Origin of the sequence: Nostoc sp. (genome assembly GCF_036916735.1) — a bacterium.
Classification (GTDB): Bacteria; Cyanobacteriota; Cyanobacteriia; order Cyanobacteriales; family Nostocaceae; genus Nostoc.
Genome location: NZ_JBALFV010000002.1, coordinates 61,917 through 79,173 on the forward strand (window position 1 = coordinate 61,917; position 17,257 = coordinate 79,173).

General features: G+C 41.3%; 11 protein-coding genes and 2 pseudogenes. 8 read left to right on the top strand and 5 right to left on the bottom strand.

What is annotated here, in order from left to right; genetic code table 11:
* Nucleotides 1-900: 900 nt before the first annotated feature.
* The 3 genes from V7L20_RS01220 to uvsE all read left to right on the top strand — a co-directional run bounded on the left by V7L20_RS01220 (nt 901) and on the right by uvsE (nt 4,246).
* Nucleotides 901-1,545: a hypothetical protein gene (locus V7L20_RS01220; RefSeq protein WP_334742310.1), complete on the top strand. Its 645-nt coding sequence runs from the start codon at nt 901-903 to the stop codon at nt 1,543-1,545.
* Between the two features lie 274 nt (nt 1,546-1,819).
* Nucleotides 1,820-3,121 carry a ScyD/ScyE family protein gene (locus tag V7L20_RS01225; protein ID WP_334742311.1) on the top strand — a complete coding sequence of 434 codons (1,302 nt, stop codon included), beginning with the start codon at nt 1,820-1,822 and terminating at the stop codon, nt 3,119-3,121.
* 168 nt (nt 3,122-3,289) lie between these two features.
* A complete protein-coding gene (uvsE, locus tag V7L20_RS01230; protein WP_334742312.1) occupies nt 3,290-4,246 on the top strand; it encodes a UV DNA damage repair endonuclease UvsE in 957 nt (318 codons plus the stop codon).
* Nucleotides 4,247-4,488: 242 nt separating this feature from the next.
* On the opposite strand, the gene V7L20_RS01235 is transcribed toward uvsE, so the two are convergent.
* On the bottom strand, nt 4,489-5,784 hold the full coding sequence (locus tag V7L20_RS01235) for a chloride channel protein (RefSeq protein ID WP_334742313.1): 1,296 nt from the start codon (nt 5,782-5,784) through the stop codon (nt 4,489-4,491).
* Between the two features lie 199 nt (nt 5,785-5,983).
* On the opposite strand from V7L20_RS01235, the gene V7L20_RS01240 reads away from it, so the two are divergent.
* Nucleotides 5,984-6,184 (top strand): hypothetical protein, encoded by a 201-nt coding sequence (locus tag V7L20_RS01240; protein WP_442943493.1) that lies wholly within the window; start codon nt 5,984-5,986, stop codon nt 6,182-6,184.
* 1,445 nt (nt 6,185-7,629) lie between these two features.
* Here V7L20_RS01240 and V7L20_RS01245 read toward each other — a convergent pair.
* The 4 genes and pseudogenes from V7L20_RS01245 to V7L20_RS01260 form a co-directional block, all read right to left on the bottom strand.
* Nucleotides 7,630-8,325 (bottom strand): annotated as a pseudogene (locus V7L20_RS01245) (SAM-dependent methyltransferase).
* A 220-nt stretch (nt 8,326-8,545) separates the two neighbouring features.
* Nucleotides 8,546-9,652, bottom strand: a pseudogene (locus V7L20_RS01250) (iron-containing redox enzyme family protein).
* A gap of 213 nt (nt 9,653-9,865) precedes the next feature.
* The gene (locus V7L20_RS01255) at nt 9,866-11,698 is read right to left on the bottom strand and encodes a peptidoglycan D,D-transpeptidase FtsI family protein (RefSeq protein WP_334742314.1); all 1,833 of its coding nucleotides are present in this window, start codon (nt 11,696-11,698) and stop codon (nt 9,866-9,868) included.
* Nucleotides 11,699-11,799: 101 nt separating this feature from the next.
* Nucleotides 11,800-12,498: a hypothetical protein gene (locus tag V7L20_RS01260; protein ID WP_334742315.1), complete on the bottom strand. Its 699-nt coding sequence runs from the start codon at nt 12,496-12,498 to the stop codon at nt 11,800-11,802.
* Nucleotides 12,499-13,014: 516 nt separating this feature from the next.
* On the opposite strand from V7L20_RS01260, the gene V7L20_RS01265 reads away from it, so the two are divergent.
* The 4 genes from V7L20_RS01265 to glgB all read left to right on the top strand — a co-directional run bounded on the left by V7L20_RS01265 (nt 13,015) and on the right by glgB (nt 16,895).
* Complete coding sequence (locus V7L20_RS01265) at nt 13,015-13,245, top strand: hypothetical protein (RefSeq protein ID WP_334742316.1); 231 nt, start codon at nt 13,015-13,017, stop codon at nt 13,243-13,245.
* A gap of 590 nt (nt 13,246-13,835) precedes the next feature.
* A complete protein-coding gene (locus V7L20_RS01270; RefSeq protein ID WP_334742317.1) occupies nt 13,836-14,048 on the top strand; it encodes a hypothetical protein in 213 nt (70 codons plus the stop codon).
* A gap of 14 nt (nt 14,049-14,062) precedes the next feature.
* Nucleotides 14,063-14,395 carry a hypothetical protein gene (locus V7L20_RS01275; protein WP_334742318.1) on the top strand — a complete coding sequence of 111 codons (333 nt, stop codon included), beginning with the start codon at nt 14,063-14,065 and terminating at the stop codon, nt 14,393-14,395.
* A gap of 208 nt (nt 14,396-14,603) precedes the next feature.
* The gene (gene glgB, locus V7L20_RS01280) at nt 14,604-16,895 is read left to right on the top strand and encodes a 1,4-alpha-glucan branching enzyme (protein ID WP_334742319.1); all 2,292 of its coding nucleotides are present in this window, start codon (nt 14,604-14,606) and stop codon (nt 16,893-16,895) included.
* Nucleotides 16,896-17,257 lie beyond the last annotated feature (362 nt).

Here is a 17,257-nt window from a genome sequence, read left to right on the forward strand (position 1 = left end):
AATTCGCACTCTTGCTAAACTTTGCTACGTTCGCAAAGCGTCTCCTAGAGAAGAGAGCAATTAACACCCCACGCCTTCGATGCGCTTGCTCTGAACAAAGATAGCCGCGTATTTTTTTCTCAATAAATTGAGGAGCCACTGCGGTCTTGGCTTGTAGCCAAAATAAGTAAGTGGCATGGGCTTGTATCCCTGAATCAATCAATTTACAATTTTGTCCTTAAAAAGCGAATTGCGTTAGCGAGGAACGAGCGTCACGCGTTAGCGAAGCGAGGCGTAGCAAGAGTGCGAATTGTTCGGTCATGTTGGCAATTTTATGTGACTGTGCAATTTCTTGCTACTTGGAAGAAAGAATTTAGTAGTCTATGTCATTAATTTTGTAGTAAGCACTCTAGTGCTTCTTTGAAAACTAAATTCCTTACTACAACTATCTATGTTTTAGAGGATGTTTTAAAAGTCCTATTGTAGGTATCAAAAGTTTTAGATATCTTTAAATCCCCTGATAAATTGGGGGACTTTGATTCTTCCCCCTTTTTAAGAGGGATTAGGGGGGATCAATAAGTGCCTAAATCTCTCTCCCCCCAATTCCCAATTATGTCAACCAGTTTAGTAACAGGAGGAGCCAGATATATTGGCTCCCATGCTGTATTAAGTACTAATAAAAAATTGACAAGTTTATCAAAGGATTATTCATTGCAACTGTATTTTAAATCCTGTAAGCTATATGCCGTAAGGTCAGTTTACATTAATTTTTTAGTTCCAAAATCTTTAGGTTCTCTCCTCTAGAGAACAATTTACACAATTGACCCAAATTGAAAGACTTTTGTAAAAGTAGCATATTTCCGAAAATTGAATATTCGACTTGTTATCAAAATAAATAGTTTTTGAGGTTAAAAGTTTAAAATGATACTACGTTCACTTCAGGTGTGGTTAGTTCCATTGGTTCTCACTTTCACTAGCATTTGTTCAGATGCAATGAGAGCTACAGCACAAACTATATATCCATTTACTGGCAACTATCGTACAACAGTTAACATTGAGCCGATCTCAGGCAATGTTTCACAGGTATCTGAGGTAGGTTTGAGTGATGATGCCCCGTATGATTTAGGACTATATAAGGGTTTAACATACTCCGTGCTTGATGCCAATGGAAATCTGACTTTTAATAATAATCCAGAGGTATTCGGTGTCCAAGGTTTCCCACAGGGATACATTGTATTTGGTAGTAATACTAACAAGTTATTTGGAACAAGTGATGCTAGTGCTTCAGTGAATTTTGAAAATCTAACAGCGAAAGGCTCTGGCGTCGTAAATATCACCGATGGTGAAGGCATATTCAAAAATGCTACAAGCACACTATTATTCTCTGAAAAAGACATAGTTAACCTGGGAGCAACTACTACTTTGATGGGTCAGGCTTTAGTAAGCGGTTCTATTGAAGTTCCTCAAGAAGTTTTAGAACCAACAACTGTGATGCCACTGATTAGCATAGGTTTGATTGGAGCCAGTTTTATTGTGCGTCGGCGCTACCGTCGATTTGCTCGATGAACTGTAGCGTAATAAATGCAATATAGCGGTTCTCATTTAAATGAGGTACGAATAAATATACAGCATTTATAATTCAGGAGTAAAACACGCTTTATAACTGGGTAACAGACTTAGCTTGTGTACTTCATCAACTGAAATATGCTGTAAATGAATTTGTACTTTAGGCGACTGAGAAACGCTATATCTAAGAGGCCATTGGTATAATGCACCATGTTATTGCAACCATTAATTAATAAAAATATTTAAGAAACCTTTATTCTATTTGGATTGTCCAATGCCTTTATCTTTAATTTATAAATCTGCTGTTAGTTTTATATTGCTCAGTGTTTGTGTTGCCGCTTTTTCTGAAATAAAACCAGCAAAAGCTGTGTCATTTAATGTAGTTGCTGACGGTCTTGATAATGTCCGTGGTCTTAATTTTGCTCCTGACGGTAGTCTCTATATTACAGAATCAGGTGTGGGGGGAGATGGGCGATGTATTCCCGGTCCTAGCTTAGAAGGTCTGCTTTCATGTGCTGGTACAAGTGGTGCTGTGACTAGAGTTAAGGATGGGAAACAAGAACGTGTAATCACAGGATTACCTTCAATAGCATTAATACCTACTGGTACTACAGGTGAAGGCCCCCAAGATATCCAATTTGATCGCTTGGGAAATCCCTATCTTCTAATTGGGTATGGTGGTAATCCAACTATTTCCGATTTTCCAAAAAATTCTCCTAGCTGGGGACAGCTTTATAAAGTAGACCTGAAAACAGGTTCGTTGAAAAGTATTGCTGATTTAGCAGAATATGAATTCGCCAATAATGCAGATGGGGTTGATGTGCTTGATGTTAGCGGTGAAATAGCTAGCAACCCTTATGCTTTTACAATTAAGGATGATACTGCTTATATTGTTGATGCGGCTGCAAACAACGTTTTGACTGTCGGACTTGATGGAAGTGATTTAAAGTCACTAACTGTGCTTCCTACACAAAAGATAACTAATCCCCTTTTCCCTGCTCCTGAGCCAGGACAAGCACCACCTCCTGATGCGCCGCCATCTGGACAAACACCGCAGGAGATTGAAATTCAATCAGTACCTACAGGTGTTACATTTGGTCCTGATGGTGCAATATATGTGAGCGAATACACTGGTTTCCCTTTTCCAAAAGGTAAAGCGAGGATTTTTCGGATTGGAGTTGACGGTAAAACTACAGTTTACGCTGATGGTTTTACCCAACTGAGTGACTTGGCTTTTGATGCTGAAAGTAATTTGTATGCTTTAGAATATGGCAATGAACCACAGTGGAAAGGTATTTCTGATGGTTCTTTAGTGCAAATAGCCCCTGATGGAACTCGGACAACGCTGCTGAGTGGTAATGGGTTAGAGTCTGCTACTGCCTTGACTATTGGCCCTGATGGTGCTATTTACATTTCAAATAAAGGCGATCGCCCAGGACAAGGACAAGTCTTGAGGATTGAGACTACAAAAAAAGTTCCTGAACCGACTTCTATATTGGGCATATTAGTAGCGTTTGGTGCATTAGGTGTTTGTTCATTCACCAAGCGCAGCCCTTCAGGCAACTTAAAATTGTAAGCTATGAACTGAATTATGGCGATCCGATTGGCATAAAATTTTACCCCTTATAACTTTTTAAACATCCTCTAAGGCTTAAGACTTCATTCTTTAGGTAGTTGTAAGCTAGTGGTAGAACTTGTTTAAATTAAAAAATAGCTCAAAACAGGCATCAGTTAGTATTAGTTAATGACCGTAATCGAGTTTCCAAATTTATCTAATGCACAGCAGTGCCAAAAAAGTACACTGCCCTATTTAGGACTAGTTTGCATCACCTCTGACAAACAAGTGCGCTTTCGGACAATGACGCGCACCCGATATTTAAAACTTTCTCTTAGCGATCGCCAAAGTGCCCTAACTGAATTGTATCGGCATAACTTACAGCGCTTGCATGACGCTCTCTCCTTTTGTGAGCAGAATCAAATTCAGCTTTATCGGATGTCTTCTGCAATATTTCCCTTAAGTGACTTAGAAGACGAAATCGGCGCAAGTATATTAGAAACAATGAGCGCTGATTTAGCAACAATTGGTCAACGAGCAAATGCATTGGGCATAAGAATGGTATTGCATCCAGATCAATATGTAGTGCTGAGTTCTGATTCTCCCGATGTGGTGAAAGCAAGTATCAATAATCTAGCAGGACATTCGCGCACACTTGATTTATTGGGCTTACCGCGATCGCCTTGGTCATTGATGAATATTCATGGTGGCAAATCTCAAAGGGCTGAACAACTAGTAAAAGCAATTTCCGAACTACCAGAAAATATCAAAAGCCGCTTGACTCTAGAAAACGATGAATACGCCTATAGTGCCGACGAAATTTTAGCAGTATGTCAGCAAGCAGGCGTACCGATGGTATTTGATGCCCATCACCATATTTGCCACGAAAATTTAGATAGCTACGATCATCCGAGTGTAGCATCAATGTTTTACGCAGCACGAGAAACTTGGACAAATCCAGATTGGCAATTAGTCCATATTTCCAACGGTGAGCAAGCTTTCAATGACAGAAAACACAGCGACTTGATTACCGATATGCCCAACGTTTACCACCAAGCACCGTGGATCGAAGTCGAAGCCAAACAAAAAGAAGAAGCGATCGCACTTTTGCGTTCTTCCTGGCTAATGAAAAATAATTGTACGTAAATTAACACAATGCCCTAGCTAGTTTTGAAGGTTTGTAGTAAGCACTTTAGTGCTTAGAAGACGAACTTACTCACTCATTAATTTCTCTTCTTTCCTTCTTCCTTTGCGTCGCGCCAGTTGCTTCAAGTCGGGGAACCCGCCCAACGCACTGGCTTCTTTGCGTCTTCTCTTCGAGAGGCTTCGCCAAGGCGGTTCGTTCCTTTACCCTTCAAACTTCGTTTGACACACTACTAGCTACCCTTTTATTCAGTAGCTTCTCTCTGAGACTTCAATTGAGATGCAATCAAGGGAACTTTGGGCGCGAGAAAAAATCCAATTAAACTAGCAAAAAGGATTGGTGTCAAAGGACTCAAATTAGTCAGTTTTGCCAGTAGCAAAGTCGTACTTATAGGTGTACGCGTTACGGCTGCATTGACAGCCGCCATTGTACAAATCATCGCAAGGGCCGGATTAAGCCCCGGAATTAAGATTACTACTGCTTTACCAATACAAGCACCAGTGAAAAACAGGGGAATGATAAATCCACCGCGCCACCCACCTGTTACTGTAATGCTAATCGCAGCCATTTTACCAAAAGCAAGAGTTAAGAGAAAAACAGCACCAAAGCTAGTAGTGATGACTGACTCTAATTCTTCATGTCCAAAATAACGGGTTAGGGGTAATAAAACTGCTAAAGTGCCAAGCCCGAATCCTGCTAGTGTTGTGTGTACGTAAGTGGGGCCGGGAATTCGGGCAAACAAGTAATCGCAGCCCCGAAAAATGCCGATAAAAATCCATCCCGCCACCGCCCCGATGATACCGAACATGATAGCGATCGCAAAATCATCAATCTTATCTAGGTGGTACTGGGGAAAATGCCAAGTGGGCGCAATTCCTAAATGTGTAATTGCTGCAAATACCAAATAGCTAGCGCAACTCGAAACAATGGCTGGCATCAAGGCTTCGTAATATTCCACAATATGCTGATGGTGTAAAATCTCTAGGGCAAATATTGCACCGCCAAGAGGTGCGCCAAATAAGGCAGTGAAGCCAGCCGCCATCGCTGCTAAACTCATAGTTCTAAAGTCTTCACCCTGGAGTTTTAAGCGATCGGCAACCCAAGTACCAAAAGAACCTGTTACCTGCACCAGTGGTGCTTCTGGGCCAGCACTACCGCCTGCTGATATGCTAATTAGAGAAGCAAGAATCATTGAGGGATTTTTGCGAGCATCTAGGCGTCCGCCACGAAAATGGATATTATCAACAATCACAGCGATTTCACCGGGATTTCCCAAAAAGTGAATCACCAGCCCGATAACTAAACCAGCTAGTGGCATTACTATCAGAAGGCTAAAACCTTCAAATCGTTGCAGATGGTGAGTTAAAAGTTCTAAAACATTCCAGTACAACGCAGCAAATAGACCACCAGCAATGCCTACAACTACCCAGCAGATCACCCACTGCGAAATCATCAAGGGATTACGTTTTACCAGTCCAAAAAGTTGAGCAAATGTCCAGCGTTGAGTTTGATTGGTAGCGGAGGGCTTTTTTGGTAACACTGCTTATTTCCTATTTGTGAAACGGAGAATACAGAATATTTACGTTTTTTATAGTAAAAGCTATTTAGCTTAGTGAATCATCTTTGATCTACAAAGGGCTATCGCTTTTCTTACCCACCACTGTGTGAAATTAAGTCTCAAGATAGTGTGTACCTGATCACAAAAGAACTTAAGCTTGGCGTATAAGTTTGGGGAAATAATGATGAATAAGGAAACAGTTCCTAGTCAAGCTGAAAAGTCTAGTCCAGAAGGCGATCCATCGCAACTAGATCCAGAGGTACTGGACAAAATCAAACACCCTAGGAGAATAGACGATGTTATTCGGGAGCAATCACCAGAAGAACGTAAAAGTAACCCAGCTTTAACACCGGAAATGATTGATGATCCAAATGATGATTGATTGGGTTTGCGAAAGAGTAATCGAAATGCTCTGATTCCCGACTTCTCTAAGAAGTCGGGAATTTTGTTAGTAATCTGTTGCCACCCAAGATTATGCAGTTCTTCATGATAACAATGGATGCCCCATTTTACCTTGATATGTGGGTGCAGTAATCATTGCTGAATTGTCTTGGTGTGCTAGCAATAATCTCTAATAAATCTCTAATTTACTAGGTTGATCAATTGCTGAAATCGCTAATATTTCAAAGTTTGGGGGAATATGTTGCAACACTGTTAGCAGGGCTGACTTTTCACGGGATGTGGAAAATAAAGAGTGGTTCGCAATAGACTATTGCGAACCACTTGCTATTCTTTATTATATTTGGAAGTTTCTTCGACTACTTCGCCCTTCGGCTACCCTTCAGCAGGCTCCCTTCGGCTTCGCTCAGGGCATCGCGCTCAGGGGAGTGCAGGCAATAGGATTGTAGAAGATTAAGTGTACCGAGTTTTTTTCACGCATAGGACTTACGCACGCTCTACGAATTCTTCTCTACGAGACGCTTCGCGTTGGCGGAGCCTCTCGCAGAGAAGGCGTCTTGGCGGTTCGATAAATTAAGCTTTTCGGCGATTTTTGCGTAAGTCCTGACGCAATCAAATCGGAGTCCTATATACCCATTTATCTGTATCTGTCAGTTGTTTCAGGATGAACGCCGAAATAACAAATGCATACGCGGAAATAACAACAGTAATTTTTTGATTGCTGACTCCCAATATTTCTGGTTGATACTCTTGACAAAATCCTAATTTGAGCAAATGAAATAGCCCTGCTTTTTAAGGGGGGTTGGGGGTATCAATATACAAATGATTGCCTTAATATGTCACGAATGCACGAGTCTGAACTTTTCTTGAAGAATGCAAGCACTCAGCATTTTCATCAAAACTATATTGATGGAACTACGTTGACTTTCAGTCATTGTGGGTAATTGGTCAAGCAAATGAATTATTGCTGAATGGTTGTAGAAAGGTACACAAGATATTCTCGAACTCCGCAAGGTATCTTGGACAAGTTGCTGTAGTGGTTCATTTGGCTGTAATAGGACTTACGCAAAATATCTCTCAAACTCTGATTTCTCCGTGTCCTCTGCGCCTCGTTATTCCCTAACTCGTGCGTAAGTCCTATGTAATTATTGTGTTTAGCATCTTCGCCTCCGTTTTTATTCCTGGAGGGGATTTTATTGCCTTTTTGACACTAGTTCACCAGTCTGATTTTGTAACTCGCAACTTGGGTTATTAGGACTTACGCAAAGTTAAACGCTATAGGAGCAATTCATGAATTGCCCCTACACCTTGTGATGTAATGTCATAATGCATCTGAATAGGAACCGCTATATCTATATATATAGGCGGTTGAAATTTATAAAAATTTGCTACCTCTAAGAGACATCATTGGTAAGTTGTTCTCGATTTTCACAAACTAGTCATAACCTGAGCCAATTGATTAGATAAATCAACTACAGAATCCTGGCATTTGTTAAATAAAACCCCAGCTAGAAAATAATAATTACCAGAATAAAATGCCATGTTATTTTTTCGGAGTTATTCTATATGGTTTTTTACCTTGAGGTCGGAGCTATAGTATCCAAACTGCAAAGGTAATACCATGAAATTTTGAACACAATATCCATTTTCTTTTGCTATGTTCAGAGTACTTGTTGGATTAGAAAAACTAGAGATTAAAACCAATATATTTTCATAACCTAACGACAAAAGATCATTAGTAACTGTGGCTCCATCTACGCCCCCAAATAAGAGCGGCATATAAATATCATTATCTGGTGCAGGAAGATACGGCGGATTGGCTACAAGATACTCGGCTTCGGGTTGAGAAGAATTAAACAAAGATGAATTATAGATTATATATTTATTAGTGAGATTATATTCATCGATGGTTGAATTTGCGACTTTCCATGCAGAGGTGTTTAATTCAAATCCCTGGATGATGCCATCGAAGTTGTTTCTTAATAAGGAATTAATTACAGGACTGCCATCTCCTGAGCCAAACTCCACAATAGATTCGTAATTTTTACAATTTATGAGAACAAAATTTTCTAAACAGTTTGAGTATAAATTAGATTCTTCAGGACAAAAAAAGATATATTTCATTTGACTGCACTTCAATATATAAAGTATAATCAATGTAGCAAGAGGTAATTTATTAGCTTAATAAAAGGCAATAAATAACCGTTTATTTAGTAAAAAGTCCTTACTAAATAAATTGGATTGTAGGGAGATAAGCAATAGAATGATTTAGAAATATGAAATTATAAAAGCCAGAAATAATCTGCAATTTTTAATTTATAATTTTTTAGATATCTTAGATGAGTCAAGCGGATTGCTTTGCTTCACGTATTGATTGCACAACAGCACTACCAGCGCGATCGCTCATGAGTTTCTGCTGATCGTACCCAAGCACTAATTCCCATGCATCATTGGGATATCGTTCTGCTAATGGCAAAGCCACATCATTTAACATCCAACGGCCGTGACGTTCATCTTCCCTGATGTGTAGTTCCCAATAACCCACCGCTACTTCTGAGAGTCTGAGTCGTTGCGCCGCCACCATATAATTTTTGTAAACCGCAGGCCCAGCCACTTCAAAATAGGTCAACCCGTCGCTATAACGCAGGAAATAACGTTTGCGCTCAGTCACCAGAAAATTATGATTGGTAGAAGCCAAAACTTCCCAAGGTACTAAATCGAAATATGCCTCTGGTTGAGTGTTTATTCCAAACTCAGCAAGCATTTGGGCAAAAAATGTAGAGTGCTTGCGAGATAAACGACCATTGCCGTATTCTTCTATTAGTACTCGCATTAGCGTACACTGCACTTCATTAGCAACACCACCTAAAATGCGGGAAAGATGACTAGCTTCAACCAAACCATCAAAAGAGCTGATCGCTAACAGATGACGATAGCCAGATTCAGTCATTTTCTGACGAATATAGCAGCTACTTTCCGATAAAAGCGGATCTAAATCAGCAGATGTGCGCTCAATTAAAGCTTGTTTTACATTTAATTGTTCCAGTGCAGCCACATCGATTTGTGCTAGTTCCCACTCTTGCCAAGCAGCTTCAATTTCGTCACGACATGAGGACAAGTAAAGCGATCGCTCATTGGTATAGTGCTGCAAATCGTCGTACCAAAACAGCTTTAACCGATTAATTCGATAAAGTATGCGTTGGAGAAAGCGATGAGCTTGTTCATCAGAGTGATCGTTTTTGTAAGCAGCGCGAATTGACCTTGAGAGCGCCTGTTCAAACTCACTAGCTATTGCAGCTTTTACATCTAATTGATGATCCAAATCCTCCATTGCTAGCAGTTCTATAAATTGTTCCTCAGCATGATCCTAGTTGGTAATTGTTCTTTCTTCTGTTTGCGTACTCTTTTTTGCAGTCCCAGCGTTAGGAAATATAACTAAATTGCTTTGCATGGAATCTTCAGTAGCATTGAAAAAGTGAGAAATTATTTTCACTTTTAATACTTAACCTCCCACACGAGTAGCTTTCTGTACCTCTTTCCCTGGTTATAAAGAAAAATTAAGTCTAGAGGAACAAAAGGGATTGGGCAAAACAGTGCTGAGTTAGGAGTTAGGAGTTATTCTCCCCCTGCCCCCTTGCTCCCCTGCTCCCTGCTAAAAAGCTCCCTACGGCACTTTCTGCTGCTCAACCGCCTTACTTGGCGGAATCTCCTCAAGAGGAATGAGTGCTTGGATTACCGACTTCACAATTGGGGCGGCGACAGTAGAACCATAAGCACTTTCTCCTTTTGGTTCATCCACCAGGGCGAACACTACATACCGAGGAGATTCCACTGGCAAAATAGCTACGAAGCTGGTCATTCTAGCACCCTTGATGTAACCACCATTAGGACTAGCTTTTTGGGCTGTACCAGTTTTACCAGCAATGCGATATCCCGGAATTTGTGCTGCCTTGCCGCTACCTTCATTAACAACAGTTTCCATCATTTCCACAACCTTTTGGGTTGTTGCGGCTGAGAAAATTTGGCGGGGGACGGTGTGAGTAGGTGAATCATGCATTTGCCCTTTGCTATCAATCAGCCCTTGAACTACATGGGGTGTGACCAATTTACCGCCATTGGCTAAAGCACCGTGCATTTGCACTAACTGTATGGGTGTCATGGAAAAGCCTTGTCCAAAGGAAGTAGTAGCTGGTTCAATTGGCGAAGCGATAAATTCTTCTTGACTTTTGAGGCGACCACCAACTTCAAAAGGTAAATCTGTATCAACTTTTTGTCCTAGCCCCAAGCGTTCTAGCCAGTTGTAATAGATTGAAGGTTTTAAGCGTTGGATAATTTGCACCATGCCAATGTTGCTGGAATATTGCAAAATTTGAGCGATGCTGATTCGCCCATTAGCATTATTCATCGCATTTTTAATGGTGTAATTCGCTACTCGAATAGAACCGGAGTCATTAAACATATCATCTGGTTTAATGACTCCATTTTCCAGAGCGATCGCTACATTCAAAGGCTTAAAAGTCGATCCTGGTTCATAAAGATCCGCCACCGTCCAGTTTTTAAATAGCGAGATATTAGCTTTAGCGTATTCATTAGGGTTATAAGTAGGCTGAGAAACAAGGGCGAGTAAGGAACCATCTAAGGCATCCATGACAATTACAGCCCCACGTTTAGCCTCAAATTTATCCATTTGTTGTTTGAGTGCAGCACGGGCAATTCGTTGCAGACGGCTATCAATAGTGAGTTGCAGTTGCAAATCATCAAAATGCAAAAAACCTTCAGGGGCATGATCCGGCATTAAGGCCCCGTTACCCGACCGACTGAGACGCACCGTTTGCACAGGACGTTCTAGCAATTTCTCTTGAGAGTATTCCACACCTGCTTGACCACGGCGGTCAAGATTCACGTAGCCCACTACATCAGAAACCAAATCGTCTGGCGGATAATATCGAGAGTATTTTTGAACCCACTCCAGGCCATTTAAGCGCAAAGCGATGATGCGATCAATAGTTTCTTCCGGGAGAGCTGGAGCAAGTATAATTCCGCTTCTTTTGCTTTGAAAAGTTTTTACCAATTCAGCAGTATCTTTTGCCAATATTGGGGCAAGTCGCTCTGCCATATCTTCATTAGACTTATCAAACAGCTTGGGATGAGCGTATAAAGTATATACAGGACGGTCAATTGCCAACAGATTACTATTGCGATCTACCACCGGACGACGAGGCATAAAAGGTCGCAAATTCACCATTTGCTGGTTTCGTGCCTGCTCTGTTAACTTTGGCCCCTTGACAATTTGTAAATTATACAATTTAATACCCAACCCCAACCCTGCTGCCATTAAAACACCCCATACTATAAACAGTCGCGACTTGGTGTTGGATGTTTGGTCTTGGATATTAGAGGCAAGTGTCCCCAATAATGCTTCTTTAGAACTTTTCTGTCGCCTTTTAAATGCTGGATTCCGAAACTTTCTGTTTGTTCTGCTTGGTGATTTTTGCATTGGGTTTGTCCTTTTTCATTAGTCATTTGTCCTTTGTCGTTTGTCATTTGTCCGTTCCGAATAACTAATGACCAATAACCAATGACCAATGACTCTTAACCTTAATACCCTAGAGGCGAGAGTGTTTGCTGTTGCATTTCAGGATTTGGTGTTGTGTTAGACGATGCTGGTTTAGCACTACGAGACGTTGGAGACAAGAAAATCATTCCTTGAGGAGTCGGCGATACCAGTCCTGTTGTTGGTTGTTCTGCTTCCTCAGCAATTTTATTTGTCAGCGTCGCGTTGGTTGTCGTTAGTAGCCGCTCACGACGTTGGAGGTTTTGTAGCCTGCTATATGAGTTACTCCAAAGCTCTTGTGAATATACCGTCCAGCCATAAACAGCAAGTGTCGATGCTACTAACAAAAACGCCAAAACTGTCGAATAACGGTGAAAGGTATACAAGCGCAGTAACCACAAAGGTGCGGCTCCAGAATTAGGCATTATAGGAAGGCGAAGAAAACCTACCCCCAGAGTTTTCTGGTTTGCACTCGACTGCTCATTAAGATTTAGCACTTGTTGTTTACCCAACTGTTTCACCGATTTGGGCGTAACTGCTTTATTTGTGGGAGAAACCGCTAGATTTTTCAAGGAACGCTGTCGTTTTTGAGAGGATACTAATGTAGGTTGGGTAGCAGGTGTAGAAGCGCTTTGTGCTGCTGATTCTATACGTGCAGAACGTCGCCTCCCTAAAGAAAGGATAGAATCTCGCCCGAACCAAGTACCTCTTGTAGAAACAGCAGATTTACGAGCAATTACCATAAATTTTTTAGATGGAAAATATTGTACTTTAGATTGATTGTCTTAATTGTCTCTTTTTGCCTAGTTCTCTTTTGCTTAGTTAAAATCGCCTTCTGTGCAGCAAGCACACATAACAGACTACACCCTTTTAACTGTTCCGATAGATAGCTATACCAATTGCATCCTCTCTCTAGATAGTGCAATTTTGCAATCAGCGATTAGCAACTAGACAGCTTGCCCTATAGATATTGCACCTAAAGTATGGCAACGCAGGGCAGCAAGGTGCAATACTCCGGGAAAAATAAATTTTTTGCTATGATAGCTCGATTTGCGAGAAAATTTGCTAATTTCCATTTTGCTCGTAAGTTAAGAGAAACCAATCAGATGGCTATATGACACCTAATAAAAAAAAAGAATACCCCAAAGGATTGTTTTTTTTAATATGTAATCTCGTAGCATTTAAAAAAAAGCAATAAATAAGGTATCGTATTCAACAGGCGAAAAATTGTTCTAGCCACAATTGGTGAAAGAGGAGTTATGAAAACAAGAATCTTTGGTTTGGCTGTAATCTTAAGTCTGGCTACAATTCTGGGAGCTTGTGAAGGCAGTGGCGGTGGTGATGCTGGTGGCGCTGGTACTACTAGTACTCCAGCTGCTACAGGTGAACCAACTGATGCACCTGCTGGTGGTGGAGCATCTACTCCTACTACTAGTCCTACTCCTACTACTACTGCTACTCCTACTCCTACTACTACTGCTACTCCTTAATCAGCTTTAATTTAAATCATGCCCAAAATAGCTTAGTGACAACGCTTGTCAACCACATAGCTTGAATTAATTAGGTTCACGTAAAAACCTGCATTTTTATGCTGGTGTATCAAAGCCTAGAGTTTGCTTAAATATCAGCTAAGTAGGGCAACAAATAAGTGACACTGGTGATGAGGATTACCTCGTCAACCATGTGTCTGCTTGAAATCTTCGCGTGATTACAGGGCAGGGGAACAGAGGAGTAAAGATGCTGGAATTTCCTAGCAATAGAGGGTTTCAAGCACCTAAATTTATTTATGCTCAATGTTAAATATTTATTTCAAGCGGAAAGTACCAGAAGAAATAATACATCCTTGCTTAAGCAGCCCTAGATTTATTTATGGTTACTGAGCGACTTATGCCGAGCATCTCAACTTCGCTTGATGGAACCGGAGCCGAGGTAAGCCGAAGTATGAAATTCTCCCCCTGCCCTTTGCCCCCTTCCCTCTTCCCTCTTCTATGACTGAACCTTATTCCAAGTCAAAGGGAGTTGAATTTTGTAAATCGTCAGCCATCTTGTAGGCAAAGTACTTCCCGGTTTGGTGTTTGGAATGGCTTCAACTCTTGAGTTTTTAGAGGGCAAAACAATTCATTGCGACTGCTGGCAATTGCTCTTGGGCATTCCCTGTAGTGTATTTCGTATCAGAACAGACCTGGTGATGTCCCTTGATATTGCCAGATTTTTATTGGAAAAATTTTTAATTTTGGGAATGGGGAATGGGGTATTGGATGCGGAAAAAACAGATTTTCATTCTGCGTTGTGAACGCAGTTTAGGAGATGGGGAGAGTTAAAGCGATAAAGGCAATAAAATTATTGAGCTTAATTGTGATTAGTGGAACCTTTTTTGTGTTAAGTAGCTCTTGGCGATCGCCAGTAATAGCATTACCACCACCAGAGGATATACCAGAAGAAATATTACGCACTAAGATTATTATAGAAGCGCGATCCCCTATTGATGGAAAATCCCTAACAGCTGCCGAATATATTCAATTACAAGCGCAGCTCCAACTTGCCCCGCCCCGAAAACTAGACCCCAAAATTCGGGAACAGATTTTCTTGCTTCGTATACGTAAAATCTTACTTCAGTTTTTCCCATTTTTAAATTTTTGATAGATTCGTCATTAGTCATTAGTCATTCATCCTCTGCCCAAAGCCCCATTCCCCAGTCCCCATTCCCCAGTCCCCATTCCCCATTCCCCATTCTGATGTACGATAACGGTGACGAAAAAATTGCAAATAAATGTAAAGAATATATAAATATAGATAGATGTTAAAAAAGTAGATTTAGTCAGTCAAGTTATTTCGCTTAGGTAGCTTCATGTCCATGACCACGATCGCCCCTGAACACGTTAACAGTATCGTTTGGAATCAACATAACGATCCCTTTGAAATACTAGGTTCTCATCCCATAGAACAAGATGGCAAAACTGTCTGGGCTGTGCGGGCCTACCTACCAAATGCAAGTGCAGCATGGGTCGTTCTTCCTGAACAACGCAAGGAATACCCAATGCAAACAGTGCATCATCCCCACTTTTTTGAATGCACGATTGAAACCACAGAACTGGCAAACTACCAGTTACGGATTAAAGAAGGGGAACATGAGCGTGTCACTTATGACCCTTACGCCTTCCGTTCTCCTCGCTTGACAGACTTTGATTTGCATTTATTTAGTGAAGGCAACCATCACCGGATTTACGAAAAACTGGGAGCGCACCCCACGGAAATAGGCGGCGTTAAGGGTGTTTATTTTGCAGTTTGGGCACCCAATGCTCGCAACGTTTCATTGTTGGGAGATTTCAACTTTTGGGATGGGCGTAAACACCAGATGCGTAAAGGCTCTACCGGGGTTTGGGAATTGTTTATACCTGAAATCGGTGTGGGAGAGCATTACAAATATGAAATCAAAAATTTTGAAGGACACATTTACGAAAAATCCGATCCCTACGGTTTCCAGCAAGAAGTTCGCCCGAAGACAGCATCCATTGTCACTGATTTAGATGCTTACAGTTGGAATGACGAAAGCTGGATGGAAAAGCGGCGTCATACTGACCCGCTTACCCAACCTGTCTCAGTCTATGAAGTGCATTTAGGCTCTTGGTTACACGCTTCGAGTGCAGAACCAGCTAAACTGCCAAATGGTGAAACTGAACCAGTAATTGTCGTTTCTGGACTAAAGCCGGGCGCACGCTTCCTTACCTACCGAGAACTAGCTGACCGACTCATTCCCTATGTCAAAGAATTAGGATACACCCACATAGAAATGCTGCCCATTGCGGAGCATCCCTTTGATGGTTCTTGGGGTTATCAAGTAACTGGTTACTATGCCCCTACCTCGCGTTTTGGCAGACCCGAAGATTTCATGTATTTTATTGACAAATGTCATGAAAATGATATAGGGGTAATTGTGGATTGGGTTCCTGGTCACTTCCCCAAAGATGGACATGGTTTAGCTTTCTTTGATGGTAGCCACCTGTACGAACACGCTGACCCCCGCAAAGGCGAACACAAAGGATGGGGTACATTGGTGTTCAATTATGGTCGCCATGAAGTCAGTAATTTTTTAGCAGCAAATGCTCTCTTCTGGTTTGACAAGTACCACATTGACGGGATTCGTGTCGATGCTGTTGCCTCGATGCTTTATAACGACTATTGCCGCGAACCAGGAGAATGGTTACCCAACCAGTACGGCGGCAGAGAAAACCTAGAAGCAGCAGATTTTCTGCGTCAGGTAAATCACATTATCTTTAGCTATTTCCCCGGTATTCTTTCAATTGCTGAAGAATCTACTTCTTGGCCAATGGTATCTTGGCCCACCTACACAGGCGGACTGGGCTTTAACTTAAAGTGGAATATGGGCTGGATGCACGATATGCTGGATTACTTCAGTATGGACCCTTGGTTCCGCCAGTTTCACCAAAACAATATCACCTTTAGTATGTGGTACAACCACAGTGAGAACTTCATGCTGGCTCTGTCCCATGATGAAGTGGTGCATGGTAAGAGCAATATCATCGGCAAAATGCCGGGGGATACATGGCAGAAGTTAGCTAATGTGCGTTGTTTATTTACCTATATGTTTGCTCACCCAGGTAAGAAAACCATGTTTATGAGCATGGAGTTTGGGCAGTGGAGTGAGTGGAATGATTGGGCAGATTTGGAGTGGCATTTATTGCAGCATGAAGCCCATCAACAGTTAAAAACGTTTTTCCACGATTTGAATTATCTTTACCGCTCTGAACCAGTTTTATACACCCAAGATTTTGCTGAACCTGGGTTTGAGTGGATCGACTGTAGCGATAATCGCCATAGTGTAGTTTCCTTCATGCGTCGTGACAAGGATTCTGATGATTTTGCGATCGTGGTTTGCAATTTTACACCGCAACCCCATTCTCACTACCGCATTGGTGTACCGAAGAAGGGATTTTATACTGAGTTGTTCAATAGTGATGCGCGTCAGTATGGCGGCAGCAATATGGGCAATTTAGGCGGTAAGTGGACAGATGATTGGTCTTTGCACAGTCGTCCTTATTCGCTGGATTTGTGTTTACCACCTTTGGGTGTGTTAATTCTCAAATTGGATGAGAAGAAGACTGCTGAGGCATTGCAATAACAATTAAGGGTGGGCTAGACGCCCACCCAGGAGTAATCAAAACTTTACAGCACTTTTCTTTTATTCCAGCTACATCTATTGTAGAGAACATTGCTGTGCCCCTATAACGTAGCCTATTTACTGAATAAAAGCGCGATAATCGTTCGTACAACGTCTATTTCTCAACTAGTGATCGCTCTGCATTTACCCGTGGAATTATATCTAGCACTCACCAAAAAGTTTTGTATCCAAGTCTCATTAAGGATTACTTTAGATAGATTTGCCATGAGGTAATTCTCAATTTATTTAAATACATTTGTATTCAGAAACACACAATAATAATTTAAAACTAATCTCATTCTGTAGTTAGAGGTTAGGTAAAA